The sequence below is a fragment of the Pseudomonas sp. B21-059 genome (assembly GCF_026016285.1).
GTDB lineage: Bacteria > Pseudomonadota > Gammaproteobacteria > Pseudomonadales > Pseudomonadaceae > Aquipseudomonas > Aquipseudomonas danubii.
Genome location: NZ_CP087201.1, coordinates 4,077,653 through 4,093,441 on the forward strand (window position 1 = coordinate 4,077,653; position 15,789 = coordinate 4,093,441).

Here is a 15,789-nt window from a genome sequence, read left to right on the forward strand (position 1 = left end):
CATCTGTCCTTAATGAATTTTGCTGCCCAGGGTCACCACGCCGTCGGCCTTTTCATGACCGAGCCAACTGGTCCACCCCAGACGACAAGTGTTCTGTTCACCGATGCACAGTTCGCGGATTTCCTCCTGGCGCAGCACCAGGCGAATGTCGTAGTCCAGCGGATCGCGCAGGGTGAACCGCACCAGCGCGCACAAGGGCTGGTAACCGAATCCGATCGGCAGGAACTCGTGGAAGCGTTGCCAGTCGAGCTGGCTGATATGAATGCGGAACTTGCCGCTGCGGTCGCGCACCCGCTCGCCCAGTACCAGGTCCTCAGCGAGCAGGCTGTTGGCCTGCCCCAGGCAATTGCGCTGCTCGTCGAGAATCTCTACCCGGCGCTCGATGCACTGCTCGATCACCAGGTCTGCGTGCTTGAAGTAGTAGCGCAGCACCGCCTCGATCAGCGCCGCCGAATGGGCGCGCAAGCTGAGCAATCCCAGGTATGGCAGCAAGCGTTTCCAGTTCAGTTCCTTGGCCTTGCGGATCTCTTCGCCACCCAGGCCGATCAAGGCAAACAAATGAGCTGAAAACGGGTCCAGGGCACCACTCTTGAAGCTGGCGCGGTAGCGGTATTTACTCCAGATCGGCAGCATCAGGCGTTGCAGGCGGTGATGGAACAGATCGAGGAAGTTGCGTGTCGGGTTGCCCTCCTCGCCATCGCCCAGGGCCTGCTCGCCATAGAAGGCCGGCAAGGGCGAGCCCGCGCCAAACAACCCGATCAGGTTGAAACGCAAACGTGCACGCATCTGGCCGCGCTCTTCAAAAAACTCCACGCGATCAACATCGCTGCCAGGGAAACCCAGGCTCGGATTGGCCTGGAACTCCAACTGATCGTAGAGTTCCTCTTCACTCAGGTACGGATGGGCATCACGCAAGCGATCGACGACCAACAGTACGGCCTGAAACAGCGAATACTCTCGTATTACCGTGCTCAGTCTGCTTAAAGCAGGGGCTGCAGCCCCATGCGTGGAGCCCATTTGTACACCTCTCCCTGTGTACTTTTTACCCGCAGCTCATGGTAGGAATTGAGACTGGCGTAAAGAGCAAAAAACTCGTTAAGAACCGACGCGAAAACGAACAGGTCGCCTTCACCGATATAGCCTTGGGGATCGATACTCAGCTCGGTGCGCAATCCACGCAGCGGCAAGCCTCGGTGCAGGCGGTCGACGTGCTCGTGACGTATCGACTTGAGCCCGCCCAGCAAACGCTTGCTGACCTTCTCCAGATGCTGGTCGTAGTAGCGTGGCAAGTCGTAGGTTTCGAGGATCACCTTCAACGCATCGACGTTGGCCAGCGACAGATAGTTGAGCGACATGTTGCTGATGAGCTTCCACAGAAAATCGCGGTTCAGCGGCGGCGCGTAGCTCGACGTGACCGGTGTGATATTGCGGAAGCTGAGAAACTCCGGGGTTTCCTCGCACAACTGGTTGATGTCGCCGAGCTTGAGCCGACGCGGCAGGTTCTGGTTGGTGCACATCAGCTCGATCGACAGGGTTTCCTGAGCATCGGTGTGACGGATGCCGAAGCTCAGGTAGGTATCGAGGCCGTCGTGCAGCAATGATGAGCGCTGGCGAATGCTGTAGTGCGGACGGCTGTGGGGCACGTCGAAGCTCGGATCATGCTCGAACGACTCGAAGGGTACATACGCCTGATAACCCAGGCCGCCCGGCTTCCAGCCGGTGACGCTTTCAATGGAAAACACGCCGCAATGTTCCAGTTCGTACTTGGCCGGCAGCAGCAGGTACTCGTCCTGCTTGCCGTCGAGACGAATCGGCAAGGCATCGTGCTTGAACAGGTTGACGATAGGCGTGCAGTAGAGCTTCACGTTGTCCAGTGTCGGACGCAGACGTTGCACCCCACTGTTGCGAATATCGAAGCGCAACTCCAAACCGTGCATGCGCTGAAGGATGTCTTGGGCCAACCTCTGCAGCAGATCCAGACCACTGAGATCGACAAACAGGAACTTATCCTGGAGCGCAAAATACTCCTGCAAATAGCGATAACCGCGGAAGGTATTCAGCGGGTACGGGATCAAGGCCTCTTCTTCAGCAAAGCCCACAGGCTGTACACGATTGCCCGGTATCTTGAAGGACATCCCAACGCCGTTGACTCCGGCCAGCGGCTCGCCGTCCACCCCCAACGGCACCAGCTCGATGCCTTCAAGGTTGCGCAGCAGGCTGAGGTAAAGCATCTGACTGATGTAGCGCTCACCGGCCAGGTGCAGGCGCAGACGCTCCAGGTTCAGTTCACCAATATGACCGTCGCAACTCATTTCCAGACGCAGGCTCAACAGTGCACCGTCACCCTTGACCGAGTAACTCAATGCCTTCAGATCCAGAGGCAGCACATCGGTCGGATAGCAGGTGCGAAATCGGCAGCAGACATCATCGATGGGCTTGCTCTCTACCGGCGTATCTCGCGGTATGCGCTGGGCGGGTCCGGACTGCTGCAGGGGGTCGAACTGCAAGATGCTGAACGCTGGCAATGGCCGCATGTAGTTCGGCCACAGCAGGTGCATCAGCGAGTGGCTCAGCTCGGGCAGTTCGTCGTCGAGCTTCTGGCGCAGACGTCCCGTCAGAAACGCAAACCCTTCGAGCAGGCGCTCCACATCCGGGTCTCGTCCGGCCTCCCCCAGAAAAGGTGCCAAGGCCGGACTGCGCTCGGCAAAACGACGGCCCAGCTGGCGCAGCGCGGTAAGCTCACTTTGGTAGTAGTGGTTAAAGGACATGGGCTCAGTGCCTGGTAGTAAGAGTCATGGATCACTGCGGTGGAACGCGTTGCCAGTAGCCGCGCCGCGTTACCCCACTCTCCAAAGATCCCTGCCGTGTTCGCGGCGCGTACCGGATAGCCAACAAAGGTCGTGGCCTGGGCAGCCAACAACCCGGCTGGCGCAGACTGCGTGGTTTGCTGTCATCGTCGTCTCCTTAACTGACCTTGACTTGCCCGCTGCCATCCAGGCGGGCGGAAAAACTGACCTGACGCTTGATCCCTTCCACCTCAAGCAAGCCTTCAATGCTGAACGCCAGCTTGAGCGGGTCATGATCACGCGGCAGAGAAACAACACGCACCTGACTGAGCCGCGGCTCGTAGGCTTCGATGAAGTGCTCGATGGCCAAGCGGGCCTGGCTCAGGGCATCGTGCAAGCTCAAGCGCATGTCGTTGAGATCGGGCAACCCGTAGTCGGAAAGCGTTTGCACGCTCCCCGCACGGGTGCTGAGCATCTTGCCCAGATGGGCAGCCACCGATGCCATCGCGCCGACCTCGCGGCTCCAGCCGACACGCTGGTCGGCCTCTGCGCTCAGGCGTTCAAACAGGCTGCCGTATCCGCTCATGACCTGGCTCCCGGTTACTCTTTATCCAGTTTGCCAACCAGAGAAAGCGTGAAGTCGGCCCCCATGTACTTGAAGTGCGGGCGCACGTTCAGGCTCACGCGATACCAGCCCGGCTCGCCTTCCACATCGCTGACGATGATCTGCGCAGCGCGCAGCGGACGACGGCCACGGACTTCGGCACTGGGGTTTTCCTGGTCAGCCACGTACTGACGGATCCATTTATTGAGCTCCAGCTCAAGATCGGTACGCTCCTTCCATGAGCCGAGCTGTTCACGCTGCAGCACCTTCAGGTAGTGAGCCAGGCGGTTGACGATCATCATGTAGGGCAGTTGGGTGCCAAGCTTGTAGTTCAGCTCCGCCGTCTTGCCTTCAGCGCTGATGCCAAAGAACTTCGGCTTCTGTACCGAGTTGGCAGAGAAGAACGCGGCGTTGTCACTGCCCTTGCGCATGGTCAGGGAGATGAAGCCCTCCTCGGCCAATTCGTACTCACGACGATCTGAAACCAGCACTTCAGTCGGGATCTTGGTTTCGATTTCACCCATGCTTTCGAAATGGTGCAGCGGCAAGTCTTCCACCGCGCCACCGCTCTGCGGACCGATGATGTTCGGGCACCAGCGGAACTTGGCGAAGCTGTCGGTCAACTTGGTGCCGAACGCATACGCGGTATTGCCCCACAGGTAGTGCTCGTGGTTGTTGGCAACGGTTTCCTTGTAGACGAAGGACTTGACCGGGTTTTCTTCCGGATCATAGGGATTGCGCAGCAGGAACCGCGGCAAGGTCAGGGCAATGTAGCGAGAGTCTTCCGATTGCCGGAAACTCTGCCACTTGGCAAATTGCGGGCCTTCGAAATGATCCTTCAGATCCTTCAGGTCCGGCAGGCCAGTGAAGCTTTCCAGGCCAAAGAAGTTCGGGCCTGCGGCGGCAATGAACGGCGCATGTGACATGCAGGCAACGCTGGAGACGTACTGCATCAACTTCACGTCAGGAGAACTGGGCGACATGAAGTAGTTGGCGATGATAGCGCCGACTGGCTGGCCACCAAACTGGCCGTACTCCGCGGTGTAGATGTGTTTGTAAAGGCCGGCCTGCATCACTTCCGGCGAATCTTCGAAGTCGTCCAGCAGGTCCTGCTTGGAGACGTTGAGGATTTCTATCTTGATGTTTTCACGGAAATTGGTGCGTTCCACCAGTAACTGCAGCCCCCGCCAGGCGGACTCCAGCGACTGAAAGTCTTCGTGGTGGAGAATCTCATCCATCTGCTGGCTGAGCTTGGCATCGATCTCGGCGATCATGCGATCGACCATGGCCTTCTTGACCGGCTCGCCGCTGTTCTGCGGCTTGAGCAGCTCCTCGATGAAGGCTGACACTCCGCGCTTGGCGATATCGTAGGCTTCGTCGTTCGGAGTCAGACGGGTTTCGGCGATGATGCCGTCGAGAATGCTGTACTCGCTGCTCTCGTTGCTTTGGTGTTGCGCGGCACGGGTAGTCATGTGTTGTGGCTTCCTTGTCTGATGGGTCAGGCGTCTGGGGCGGCGGCGTTCAGGCCCAGCTCACCGAGCACGCGAACGCGGGATTCGTCGTCGGCGAGAACGCCTTCGATGGCTTTGCGAAACGCAGGTGCATTACCCAGAGGCCCCTTGAGTGCCACCAAGGCATCGCGCAGCTCCATCAGCTTTTTCAACTCGGGCACCTGCTCTACCAAGCTGGCCGGGTTGAAGTCCTTCATCGAGCTGACCCGCAGACTGACCGCCAGCTCATCAGCGTCACTGTCCTCCTGAAGACGGTTAGGCACGCTGAGCGTCAGACTCAGATCCTGCTTGGCCAAGACTTCGTCGAAGGTCATTTTGTCGATACTGATCGGCTTGCGATCTTCCACCTTGCGTTCATCCGGACGCTGGGTGTAATCGCCGATCGCCAGCAGTTTCAGCGGTAGCTCAATCTCCTCCTGGGCTCCGCCGGTCGCGGGTTTGAAGGTGACGTTGATGCGTTCCTTAGGGGCTACAGAGCCTTCTTTGGCCATGGTCCTTTCCTTGCGATTGTCGGCCCGTGGGCCTATTCGAGTACCACCTCGAGGTCGAGATGGCACAGCCTGCGATAAATCTCTTCCTTGCGTTCTCGCACTGCGTGGTTCTGCGGCAACAACTCACAGCAGCTATGCAGGAGGTGCAGCACTTCCAACGCAAGATCCGGCTCCCAGGCGTGCAAGCCTGAGTTCTGCAATTCTTGATCAAGGGTTTCCAGCTGGGTCTTGGCCAGCTCGTACTTCTTGGCGATGAAACACAGCCGCGCCAGGCTGAAATGCCAGAAGAACCTCACGCGACCGCCACGCGCACTCTGCAGGCCTGGCTTGAGTACTTGCACCGCCGCCTTGAGGCCATCCTTGCGCAGGATCGGCAAGACCTCTTCCAGGGCCTCCTCCCAAATCGGCTGGCTGGAGCTGGCGTCGACCTGACGCGGTGCGCTGGTGGCGGATAGGTGAGGCATGACATGGGCGCTGATCCAGCTTCGAGTGGCCGGATCGGCGAAGGGAGTGCCGTCGTGAAAGCGCAACTCCACCACTCCCGGCAGACGCTGCAGCAAGAGCGCAAAGTGAAATTCGACTTCACGCATGGCCTGATCGGCGTTCAACGCTTGCAAGCACTCCCAAACCATGCGCTGCCCGTCGAACCAAAAGGGTGCCCTGGACAGGCTGGCTTCGAGCTCCAGCAACAAATCAGCGAACTGACCACCGGCAAAGCGTTCCTGGTAAGCCTTGAGTTTGTCCCCTGGCAGCCCTCGCAATGCCGTGACCTGTTCAGCGTTACGCTCCGGGACACTATCGATGGGCAACCACAGCATGGTGCGGTTCAGGCGCAGGGAGCGCATGTCGGTAGCCTTCTGTTTGAGCCACCAGGCGCACAGAGGTCGGGCATGCTCCTGCAGCGCACGCAGGACCCTCTGAGCATCCTTTTCGTTATCGATCGACGAGGCCGATGAGAAGAGCTGGGTCGCTGCCTGCTTGACCTGTGCTACCACCGTGCCGACGGCGCCTGGCTCTGGCTGATGCTCGACGGCACGCTGGATCATGCTCGACAGCCGCCGACAGATGGGCAGCAACAAAGGAGCGTCATCGCCAAGATGCTGGGTCAGTACTGCATCAAGCTTTTCCAGATTCAGCACCAATCGACGAAACAGCGGTAACTGTTCCTTGATCGCGATGTTTTCGCTTAACGCCTGCTCCAGTCGAGGCACCAGCCAACTGATGGCGGCACCACGGGTACGCAGTTTATTGGGGTGGACCTCGACCCAATGCTGTTCACACAGGTACTGCAAGAGGCTGGAACCCGCCAGCAATCCTGCGAAGGACTCGCGCTGATACAGCGCCCAAGTGAGCCAGGCGGCCACCCGCAGATCCTTGGACTGCACACGTAGCAGGTTTTCACTGTTTTCAAGAACTTTCAGCCAGTCGATCTGACCGCTTTCATGCATGGACTGGGCTTTGGCCAGCTCGTTTTCAAGGGCTTCGTATTCACTCGAAAAGCGAACATCCGCGCCCGCAAAACTCTCTTTGGAAATAGAGACTTTGGCGATCTCAAGATAATGAGCAGACAGTTTATTTGAGTAGTTCATCCATGACCTGTTTAAAGCTTTGCCGCAGAACAAATGGCTAGAGCTTTAAAAATATAACCCCTAACCCATAAGTATTAATTTAAGAAAAATCCTAAACTTACGAGAATAATTCCCTTACCGTTTCAATTTTTCCTACAAGCGCACTCCGCGCTAGGACCTTTGTTACCGGCCTTTTCGCTGATGCAGTGCCGTCACGATGCATTGCCACAGATATATACCTCCATTAACCATGCTGTATCAGAAAGTAAAATCGGGGCGAGACAACCTTATTCAGCTAACGGCGCACCGAGAGAGAAATATAATTAGTTCATATTTATCAACAACATAAGAAAATTACTTAGAAACCAAAACACAACCTCCTTTAAAGGTCGCGCCCAACAAGAGGAACACTCGGCTCAAGGTGTAACTCCCTGAAATAGCGGTACAACAGCTTCCAAAAAAATGGAAACTGCTCGGCGATTCATTATGAGAGTGCTGGCTTTGCGTTGTTGTAGCACCGGACATGGGCCATGTTTTTACTTACCCAAAATGGTCCTGATGTGTTGTTTGATCATGGCGTTTGAATGTTGGACGGAGCCCTAGGCCTAAACATCACCGTTCTTAATTGAGGGCAGCTTTTAGGCTCAGAAGTTTCAACTGACTTTACAGACCGGTCTCATATTAGCGTTTGCGCACGCTTTGCCAGGTTGAGCGCCATCTTGCATCCGAGCCAGGCAAGGTGCGGGTCAGGCCTCTCTAAAGCTTAAGGATGAGTCTATGTTCGCGTCAGTCGACACTGCACATTTTGTGCTGTCCATCCCTGCCGTTCGCCACGACTTCAAGGGGCTGGCCTTCAAGGGTTGCGAAGCCATCTGCGAGCTGTATGCGATCCGTATCGAGCTGATTTCGGACAACCCTAGGCTTTGTACGAAAACCCTTGATACTCGGTGATGCTGCGTTGAAAACGGTCTCGTGCGCGAGTCCGATCGGAAGGCTCATTTACACCCCGTAAAGTCGAACGCGACCCCGGCCGTTCCTCGACCGTTTTCGCCTTGCCTGACCTTCGTCTTGAAACTTTCGGACAGAGCCTAATGTCGAGCTGAAAAGCCTACTCAACCAACCGGCGTTCTTGTAGTTCGGCCTGGACGGTGAAGGCATCCACAGCCTGATCAACAATCATCGAAATCGGCGACTGCGGTAAATGCATGACCCGCTATGCCAGCGAGAAACTTGGCCATGAGGCAATCTGATCAGCCGCGCATCGAAAACGCCCTCGGCCTTCCCAGCCAGACCTACAACTTCCATACCAACCAGATCGGCACACCGCAGGAAATGACCGATGTCGGAGGACTCGAGGTGTCGCGCGTACTACAAAGCATGAGGAGAACGTTATCGCAGAATCGGATGGAGCAGAATCTGTGTTTTCAGGGAGGATCACGTTTGGGAAAGAGGACTGAACTATAGAACCTTCAGTAAGACGATCCCGCGGTGGGGCGATTTCCCACGCAAGGTCCGATTGAGTTGATGGGCGGGGATAACCTAAATCGGTATGCGCCGACAACAAACCGTATTCAGCACTTGACCAGATTTGAGCGTTTGAAACGTACTCAATTCTGGACTTAAACGCACTGGATGGTGCTGGATTTGAGTGAAAACCACAGAAACGAAAAAAGGACCCGGAGGTCCTTTTTTCGATCGCAGTAGAAATCAACTGAATTCTACAACGCTATATTTGGAGCGGGAAACGAGACTCGAACTCGCGACCCCGACCTTGGCAAGGTCGTGCTCTACCAACTGAGCTATTCCCGCATCGTCTTGGTGTTGCGCATTCTATAGAAATCCGAATGCGCGTCAAGCCTTTGATTCAAAAATACTTATTTTTTCTCGTTGTCGATTTTCAGATGCGGCCAAGCGGCCCGCAGATACTGCAGCATCGACCACAAGGTTAGCCCCGCCGCTACCAGCAGCAAGGCATAGCCCACCAAGACCCAGAAGCTGAAGTCCGAAGGGTTGGCCAGGAGGATCACCAGCGCCAGCATCTGCGCTGCTGTTTTCCATTTGCCCATATTGGACACTGCCACCTGGGCCCGGGCGCCAAGTTCGGCCATCCATTCGCGCAGTGCCGAAACAACAATCTCGCGGCCGATGATCACGGCTGCCGGCAAGGTCAACCACAGGTTGCCGTGCTCTTGCACCAGCAGCACCAGAGCCACCGCCACCATCAGCTTGTCGGCTACAGGGTCGAGGAACGCGCCAAACGGCGTGCTCTGCTGCAGGCGTCGCGCCAGGTAGCCATCTAACCAGTCAGTGGCAGCCGCGAAGGCAAAGACTGAACTGGCCGCCATGTAGCTCCAGCTATAGGGCAAATAGAACAGCAATATGAAAATCGGGATGAGCAGGACGCGTAGAACGGTGATCAGATTAGGGATATTCATCGGCACAACTGGCTACGAGGTGATTGGGCATTCTACTCGCTGTGCAGGTTTGCATAAATCAACTCTGCGAGCTTTTTACTGATTCCCGGTGCTTTGGCTATCTCGTCGATGCTGGCACGAGACAGTTCTTGCAATCCACCAAAATGTTTAAGAAGGTCCCGCCGACGCTTCGGGCCAACGCCCGCCACCCCTTCCAGGGTCGAGGTACGCCGGGTCTTGCCACGTCGAGCACGGTGACCGGTGATCGCGAAGCGGTGAGCCTCATCGCGGATTTGCTGAATCAGGTGTAACGCCGGTGAGTCGCCTTTGAGGGTGAACTCGTGGGCGGCGTCATTCAGGTACAAGGTCTCGAAACCCGCCTTGCGGGTCGCCCCCTTGGCTACGCCGAGGAGGATAAGGTCCGGTACCGCCAGTTCATTGAGCACGTCGCGAGCCATGGACAACTGCCCCTTGCCGCCATCCACCAGAAGGATATCCGGCAGCTTGCCTTCGCCTTCCTTGAGCTTGCTGAAGCGCCGGGTAAGAGCCTGATGCATGGCCGCATAGTCGTCGCCGGCAGTGACACCTTCAATGTTGTAACGTCGGTAATCGGATTTAAGTGGCCCTTCCGGGCCGAACACCACACAGGAAGCCACAGTCGCCTCGCCGCTGGAATGGCTGATGTCGTAGCACTCCAGGCGCTGCGGTGGCTCGTCCAGGTTCAGAACTTCAGCCAGGGCTTCAAAGCGCGCGGCTACGTGCTGGCGGTTGGCCAAGCGTGCACTCAGAGCCTGTTCGGCATTGGTCACCGCCAGTTGCTGCCAGCGGGCACGGGTGCCACGGACCCGGTGACTGATGGTCAGCTCGCGGCCCCGCAGTTCGTAAATGGCGGCGACCAGCGTCGGAAAGTCTTCGTGCACCACGTTGACGATCAACTCCGCAGGCAGATCGCGCTCAGGACTGCTGACAAAATACTGACCCAGAAAGGCCGACATGACTTGCGCCACGTCTTCCTCGATGCCCACCTGGGGAAAGAAGTTCTTGCTACCCAGCACCCGACCGCCACGCACGCTGATCAGGTGCACGCAGGCGCCACCCGGGTTGACGAAGGCCGCGACCACATCCACATCACCGGTGCCACCTTCCATGCTTTGCTGGTCCTGGACTCGGCGCAGCAGGGAAATCTGGTCCCGCAACTCAGCGGCCTTTTCAAAATCCAGAGTGCCGGCGGCCGCCTCCATGGCACTGGAAAGTTCGTCGGTCAAGGCATTGCTACGACCCTCCAGGAACATGACCGAGTGGCGCACGTCTTCGGCATAGATCTCGGGTTCCACCAGACCGACGCAAGGTGCCTTGCAGCGTTTGATCTGGTACTGCAGGCAGGGCCGCGTGCGGTTTTTGTAATAGCTGTCCTCGCACTGGCGAACCATGAAGGTCTTCTGCAACAGGCTGAGGCTTTCACGAATGGCACCGGCACTGGGGTATGGCCCAAAATACTTGCCCTTGTGCTTCTTCGCCCCGCGATGGATGCTGAAACGCGGAAAATCGCCATCCGAAAGAAACACATAGGGATAGGACTTATCGTCGCGCAAGAGAATGTTGTAGGGCGGCCGCCACTCCTTGATCAGCGTCTGCTCCAGCAGCAGCGCTTCGGTCTCGTTGGCGGTAATGGTGGTTTCGATCTGCGCGATACGCGCCACCAGGGCTGCGGTCTTCGGTGCCTGGCCGGTCTTGCGGAAATAGCTGGACAGCCGGTTTTTCAGATTCTTGGCTTTGCCCACGTAAAGCAGGCGTGCATCGCTGTCGAACATGCGATACACGCCGGGACGGCCACTGCAGGTAGAAAGAAAAGCACTGGGATCAAACAGGTCAGTCATTTCAGAGGCTGGCATCAACCATGCCATGACGAACCGCCAGCAGCGTCAACTCGACATCACTACTGATCGACAGCTTCTCGAAAATACGATAGCGGTAGGTGTTCACGGTTTTCGGCGACAGGCACAACTTGTCGGAGATGATCTGCACCTTCTGGCAACCGACAATCATCAGCGCAATCTGAATTTCCCGCTCCGACAAGGCATCGAACGGGGAATCACTGGAAGGCTGGAACGATTTGAACACCAGTTGCTGAGCAATCTGCGGGCTGATGTAGCGCTGACCAGCAAAAACCAGGCGAATGGCCTGAACCATTTCATTGAGGCCCGCGCCCTTGGTCAGGTAGCCCGCCGCACCGGCCTGCAGCAACCGCGTCGGAAAAGGATCTTCCTCGCAGACAGTCACCGCCACGACCTTGATATCCGGATGACTGCGCAGCAATTTGCGCGTGGCCTCAAGGCCGCCGATCCCGGGCATCTTTACGTCCATCAGGACCACATCGGGCTTCAACTCCCGAGCCTTGAGCAGGGATTCTTCCCCTGACTCCGCCTGCCCGACTACTTGCAGGCCATCGATGTCAGCCAACATTCGTGTAATGCCCGTACGAACGAGATCATGGTCATCGACTACTAGCACCCTAATCAAGCAGACACCTCGCGATTTGGTCTTTATAGGTTGCCGGATACCTTAGCAAAAAGCGACGTACAAACCTAATCACAAGCGCTATATAAAAAACATCGGCAAGCGATAAGAGACGCCGCCAACCAGAAGCAAGAAAACGCTCTGGCTTCAGGGCTCGGCGATCAGGGGCTTTTTGCGCAGACTCTGGATCTACGACAACTCGCCAGGGTCCTGGTCAGACGAAAGATTGCCCTCTGATCGTCCTTGAACAGTACCCTCCAGCAATTTGAACGGTTTTGAACTATGCCCGGTATCCGCATTGCCGCACAAGCCAAGCCAGGCGCGAACTTCAAGGTAAATCGGTTCAACACTTTTCCCACTGGCAGAGGCTCGATCCCGCGCATACCTTCCCACCTCTGGCGGGCTGCAAGAACAGCAAATGGGATTGAACCCACAAGGTTGCGCTCAATTGCCGCAGGAGCCTTCCAGAGGATCTGAGGCGCATGAGCATTCCATCCGCAAAAAGCACTCCTCCTCACCCACCACCTTCAACCCCACCCGCTCGTATAGACGCTGTGCCGGGTTGCCTTTGAACACTGTCAGACGCAACAAGCCCCGCCGCTCCGAGCGGGCCTTTTCCATCACCTGCAACAGCGTCCAGGCTCCGGCTCCCTGCCCCCGCCACGCCTCCAGTACGTGCAACTCACGGATATAGACGGCGCGCAGGTCCCTGCTCAGGCTGACAAACCCCAAAACCTCGGCTCCCGAGCAAATCAAAAGATTCTCGCGACCGCCCCACGCCACATCAAACGCCTCGTCAAGCCACAACAGATCATTGCGAATGTAGTAGCGCAGCATCGTGGAACGCGTCAGATCCCGGGCGAAGGCCAAATCCGCCTCAGCCGCCGGACGCAATTGAAAGGCGCTCATCAACCCGCAACCGCCCGCGCTTCGACCCGCCATTGCCCTCCATCGCGCCGGGCGATCAGCAGCGCTTCGCCGACACCTTCCACAGCACCCAGCAATTGTCCCTGGGCGCCCCAGATTGCGCTGCGCCCGGCACAGGACCAGCCGCCGCTGGGGCCGCCATGGTTGGCCATCAGCACCAGAATCCCGTGGTCCCGGGCATATCCTTGCAACAGAGCACTGTCGACGGCATACCCGCCTTCACTGATCAACACCCCGGCGGCGTAGATGCCGGCGCCAGCGTCCACCGCAGCCTGCACATGGCTGGCATGACAGAAATCCGCGCATACCGCCAAGGCCAGGACCTCATTCCCCAACTGCAACGGCACACCACCGCTACCCGGAGCAAAAAACCGCTCCTCTCCAGGGTGCAGATGCTGCTTGCTATAAACCGCCAGCGAGCCGTCCGCCCCCAGCACCAGTGCGCCAATCAGCACCGGTCCATCGACGGACAAGCGAATCGGCATGCCCACCACCGTCGTCAGCTTCAACTCGCGGGCCAGATTGCGCAGTGGCTGCAGCCGCGGGGAGTCGGGCGGCAGCGCCAGTTCAGCGACCAACTGCGGTTCATAACCAGTCAGGGACAGCTCAGGAAACACCAGCAACTGCACCCCCTGCTGCGCTGCCAACCCCATCAAATGCTGATGTCGGGCCAGATTCGCCGACAAGTCTCCAGCAATGGACACCGATTGGGCGGCAGCGAGGGTCAGCACGGTCATGAACGTTCCTTGGCGAGACAACGAGAGGCAGCGGCGAGTGTGGCATAAATCCTCTCACGGCTTAATCCATGGCTCATTGCATCAGCTTCCATAGAAATTACTGATTGAATCGCGGCCCCGGCCTCTAGTAAGCTCGCCCCACTTCACGGAGAAACTCATGTTGTCCCAGACCCTTTCCCTGCATCGCCACACCGCCAGCGCACTGCGTTCGGTTGCGGCTGCTCGGGTCGACGGCACCAGCGCTCCGGCGAGCTTTTATTTTGGGTATTGGTTTAGCCACTGGCGCGCCTGATACCCAACCGGCGCCCACTTTAACGGGTCGCCTACCAGAGAATTCTCAACCCCCGGTCGGCCTCCCGACCGGGGGTTTTGTTTTTTCAGGCCCAACGTTTTTAACCACGACTTTCAGCAACACACCGAACTTACCGAGGATTTGCCCCATGAACTACGCCACCTATTACCGCTACGACATGTTCTCCACCTGGCGATTTAGCAGCCTCCGCTCGGGACAGCCTGCCGCCTCCGATCGGTCACCTTCCGGTGGCAATTGCACACTTGTGGCCAGTACGGCCAATTGTCGAACACCCCAGTAGGGCCGCGCGCGGGACATCACCCGCCGCCCGCCCAGGAAGACCGAACATGAACTCGTCCGTATCCGCTCTGCCCCTGTCCGCCCAAGTCAGCGCCAACGAAACCCTGACCCAGCGCCTGCCCAGCTCTCTGGAGCTCAAGCAGCAATTGCCCCTGTCACTGGCCCTGAGCCAGCAGGTCGCCAACCACCGCCTGGCGATACGCGCCATTCTCGAAGGACAAGACCACCGCCTGCTGGTAGTCGTCGGTCCCTGCTCCATCCATGACCCGCAATCAGCCCTGGAATACGCCGCCAACCTGGCCCGCCTGGCCGAAGAGGTGAGCGACCAGATGCTCCTGGTGATGCGTGCCTACGTCGAAAAGCCCCGCACCACCGTGGGCTGGAAAGGCCTGGCCTACGACCCGGACCTGGATGGCAGCGACGACATGGCCGGCGGCCTGACCCTGTCCCGGGAGCTGATGCGCGAAATGCTGCGCCTGGGCCTGCCGATTGCCACCGAATTGCTGCAGCCCATGGCCGCCGGCTACTTCGACGACCTGTTGAGCTGGGTCGCCATTGGCGCCCGCACCACCGAATCGCAGATCCACCGCGAGATGGCCAGCGGCCTGGAGATGCCCGTAGGCTTCAAGAACGGCACCGACGGCGGCGTCGCCATCGCCTGTGATGCCATGCGTTCGGCTGCCCACCCCCACCGCCATTTCGGCGTCGACAGCCAGGGCCATCCGGCGATCATCCAGACTCCGGGCAACCCCAACACTCATCTGGTATTGCGCGGCGGCCACAGCGGCTCGAACTACGACCGCCAAAGCGTGGCCCAGGTCCAGCGCGACCTGCACAAGCTGAAGATACCGGCGCGGATCATGGTGGACTGCAGCCACGCCAACAGCGGCAAGGACCCACTGCGCCAACCGGCCGTATTCAACGACGTACTGGAGCAACGCCTGCAGGGCGACACTTCGCTGATGGGGGTGATGCTGGAAAGCCACCTGTTCGAAGGCTGCCAGCCACTGAGCGGCCAGCTGCGCTACGGCGTCTCGGTGACCGACGGCTGCCTGGGCTGGAGCGCGACCGAGCAATTGCTGCGCAATGCCGCGCAACAACTGCAGCACGCACACAAGGTCGCTGCCGTCCCCGCCTGACTGCCCCTGCTGCAGGCACTGGCTTGCCAGCGAAGACGTCCCCAAGAGCAGCGACTTCTTCGCCAGCAAGCCGGCTTCTGTAACACCTGCCGCGCCCGCAGGAGCGTGGCAGCCCGCGAAGGCGCCAGACGGCAACGCCTTGAAGGAACTTTGAGAAGAAATAGCCACCTGAATCCGGTAGGCTCTCAACTTTCTTGAAAGGAGCAACATCCATGGCCAAAGCCACTGCCCGTCACATCCTGGTTGCCAGCGAAGCCAAGTGCAACGAACTCAAAGCCGAGATCGAAGCCGGCGCCGACTTCGCCGAAGTCGCGAAAAAGAACTCCACCTGCCCGTCCAGCCGTGACGGCGGCAACCTGGGCTCCTTCGGCCCGGGCCAGATGGTCAAGGAATTCGATACCGTGGTGTTCAGCGCTCCCGTGAACGTCGTGCAAGGTCCGGTGAAAACCCAGTTCGGTTACCACCTGCTGGAAGTCACCAGCCGCCAGGACTGATCCCCTCGC

The 15,789-nt window shown here is 58.3% G+C and carries 14 protein-coding genes and 1 tRNA gene; 3 read left to right on the plus strand and 12 right to left on the minus strand.

The window, feature by feature from the left end; all coding sequences use genetic code 11:
- Window positions 1-9: 9 nt before the first annotated feature.
- From tssG to tssA, 6 genes are all read right to left on the minus strand, one after another.
- A complete protein-coding gene (gene tssG, locus LOY69_RS17995; RefSeq protein ID WP_110596733.1) occupies window positions 10-1,017 on the minus strand; it encodes a type VI secretion system baseplate subunit TssG in 1,008 nt (335 codons plus the stop codon).
- The gene (gene tssF, locus LOY69_RS18000; protein ID WP_102881491.1) at window positions 981-2,768 is read right to left on the minus strand and encodes a type VI secretion system baseplate subunit TssF; all 1,788 of its coding nucleotides are present in this window, start codon (window positions 2,766-2,768) and stop codon (window positions 981-983) included. The genes tssG and tssF overlap by 37 nt, the downstream gene beginning before the upstream one ends.
- A 196-nt stretch (window positions 2,769-2,964) precedes the next feature.
- Complete coding sequence (gene tssE, locus LOY69_RS18005) at window positions 2,965-3,372, minus strand: type VI secretion system baseplate subunit TssE (RefSeq protein ID WP_265073348.1); 408 nt, start codon at window positions 3,370-3,372, stop codon at window positions 2,965-2,967.
- 14 nt (window positions 3,373-3,386) lie between these two features.
- Window positions 3,387-4,862, minus strand: coding sequence for a type VI secretion system contractile sheath large subunit (gene tssC, locus LOY69_RS18010; protein WP_102864949.1), 1,476 nt, complete (start codon window positions 4,860-4,862; stop codon window positions 3,387-3,389).
- Between the two features lie 26 nt (window positions 4,863-4,888).
- Window positions 4,889-5,392: a type VI secretion system contractile sheath small subunit gene (gene tssB, locus LOY69_RS18015; protein ID WP_102864948.1), complete on the minus strand. Its 504-nt coding sequence runs from the start codon at window positions 5,390-5,392 to the stop codon at window positions 4,889-4,891.
- 32 nt (window positions 5,393-5,424) lie between these two features.
- On the minus strand, window positions 5,425-6,981 hold the full coding sequence (gene tssA / locus LOY69_RS18020; RefSeq protein ID WP_110596732.1) for a type VI secretion system protein TssA: 1,557 nt from the start codon (window positions 6,979-6,981) through the stop codon (window positions 5,425-5,427).
- Between the two features lie 756 nt (window positions 6,982-7,737).
- On the opposite strand from tssA, the gene LOY69_RS18025 reads away from it, so the two are divergent.
- Complete coding sequence (locus tag LOY69_RS18025) at window positions 7,738-7,911, plus strand: hypothetical protein (RefSeq protein WP_250330849.1); 174 nt, start codon at window positions 7,738-7,740, stop codon at window positions 7,909-7,911.
- 782 nt (window positions 7,912-8,693) lie between these two features.
- On the opposite strand, the gene LOY69_RS18030 is transcribed toward LOY69_RS18025, so the two are convergent.
- The 6 genes from LOY69_RS18030 to LOY69_RS18055 form a co-directional block, all read right to left on the minus strand.
- Window positions 8,694-8,769, minus strand: a tRNA-Gly gene (locus LOY69_RS18030).
- A 65-nt stretch (window positions 8,770-8,834) separates the two neighbouring features.
- Window positions 8,835-9,395 (minus strand): CDP-diacylglycerol--glycerol-3-phosphate 3-phosphatidyltransferase, encoded by a 561-nt coding sequence (gene pgsA, locus LOY69_RS18035; protein ID WP_060839891.1) that lies wholly within the window; start codon window positions 9,393-9,395, stop codon window positions 8,835-8,837.
- A gap of 32 nt (window positions 9,396-9,427) precedes the next feature.
- The gene (gene uvrC, locus LOY69_RS18040; protein ID WP_102864946.1) at window positions 9,428-11,251 is read right to left on the minus strand and encodes an excinuclease ABC subunit UvrC; all 1,824 of its coding nucleotides are present in this window, start codon (window positions 11,249-11,251) and stop codon (window positions 9,428-9,430) included.
- A gap of 1 nt (window position 11,252) precedes the next feature.
- Window positions 11,253-11,894 carry a UvrY/SirA/GacA family response regulator transcription factor gene (gene uvrY / locus LOY69_RS18045; protein ID WP_011061841.1) on the minus strand — a complete coding sequence of 214 codons (642 nt, stop codon included), beginning with the start codon at window positions 11,892-11,894 and terminating at the stop codon, window positions 11,253-11,255.
- A gap of 441 nt (window positions 11,895-12,335) precedes the next feature.
- Entirely contained in the window at window positions 12,336-12,800 is a 465-nt protein-coding gene (locus tag LOY69_RS18050) for a GNAT family N-acetyltransferase (RefSeq protein ID WP_265073349.1), read from the minus strand.
- Window positions 12,800-13,555 carry a carbon-nitrogen hydrolase family protein gene (locus tag LOY69_RS18055; RefSeq protein WP_265073350.1) on the minus strand — a complete coding sequence of 252 codons (756 nt, stop codon included), beginning with the start codon at window positions 13,553-13,555 and terminating at the stop codon, window positions 12,800-12,802. Before LOY69_RS18055 ends, LOY69_RS18050 begins: the two co-directional genes overlap by 1 nt.
- Window positions 13,556-14,194: 639 nt before the next feature.
- Here LOY69_RS18055 and LOY69_RS18060 point away from each other — a divergent pair.
- Window positions 14,195-15,286 carry a 3-deoxy-7-phosphoheptulonate synthase gene (locus tag LOY69_RS18060; protein WP_265073351.1) on the plus strand — a complete coding sequence of 364 codons (1,092 nt, stop codon included), beginning with the start codon at window positions 14,195-14,197 and terminating at the stop codon, window positions 15,284-15,286.
- 212 nt (window positions 15,287-15,498) lie between these two features.
- Window positions 15,499-15,780, plus strand: coding sequence for a peptidylprolyl isomerase (locus LOY69_RS18065; RefSeq protein ID WP_007924449.1), 282 nt, complete (start codon window positions 15,499-15,501; stop codon window positions 15,778-15,780).
- Window positions 15,781-15,789: the final 9 nt, after the last annotated feature.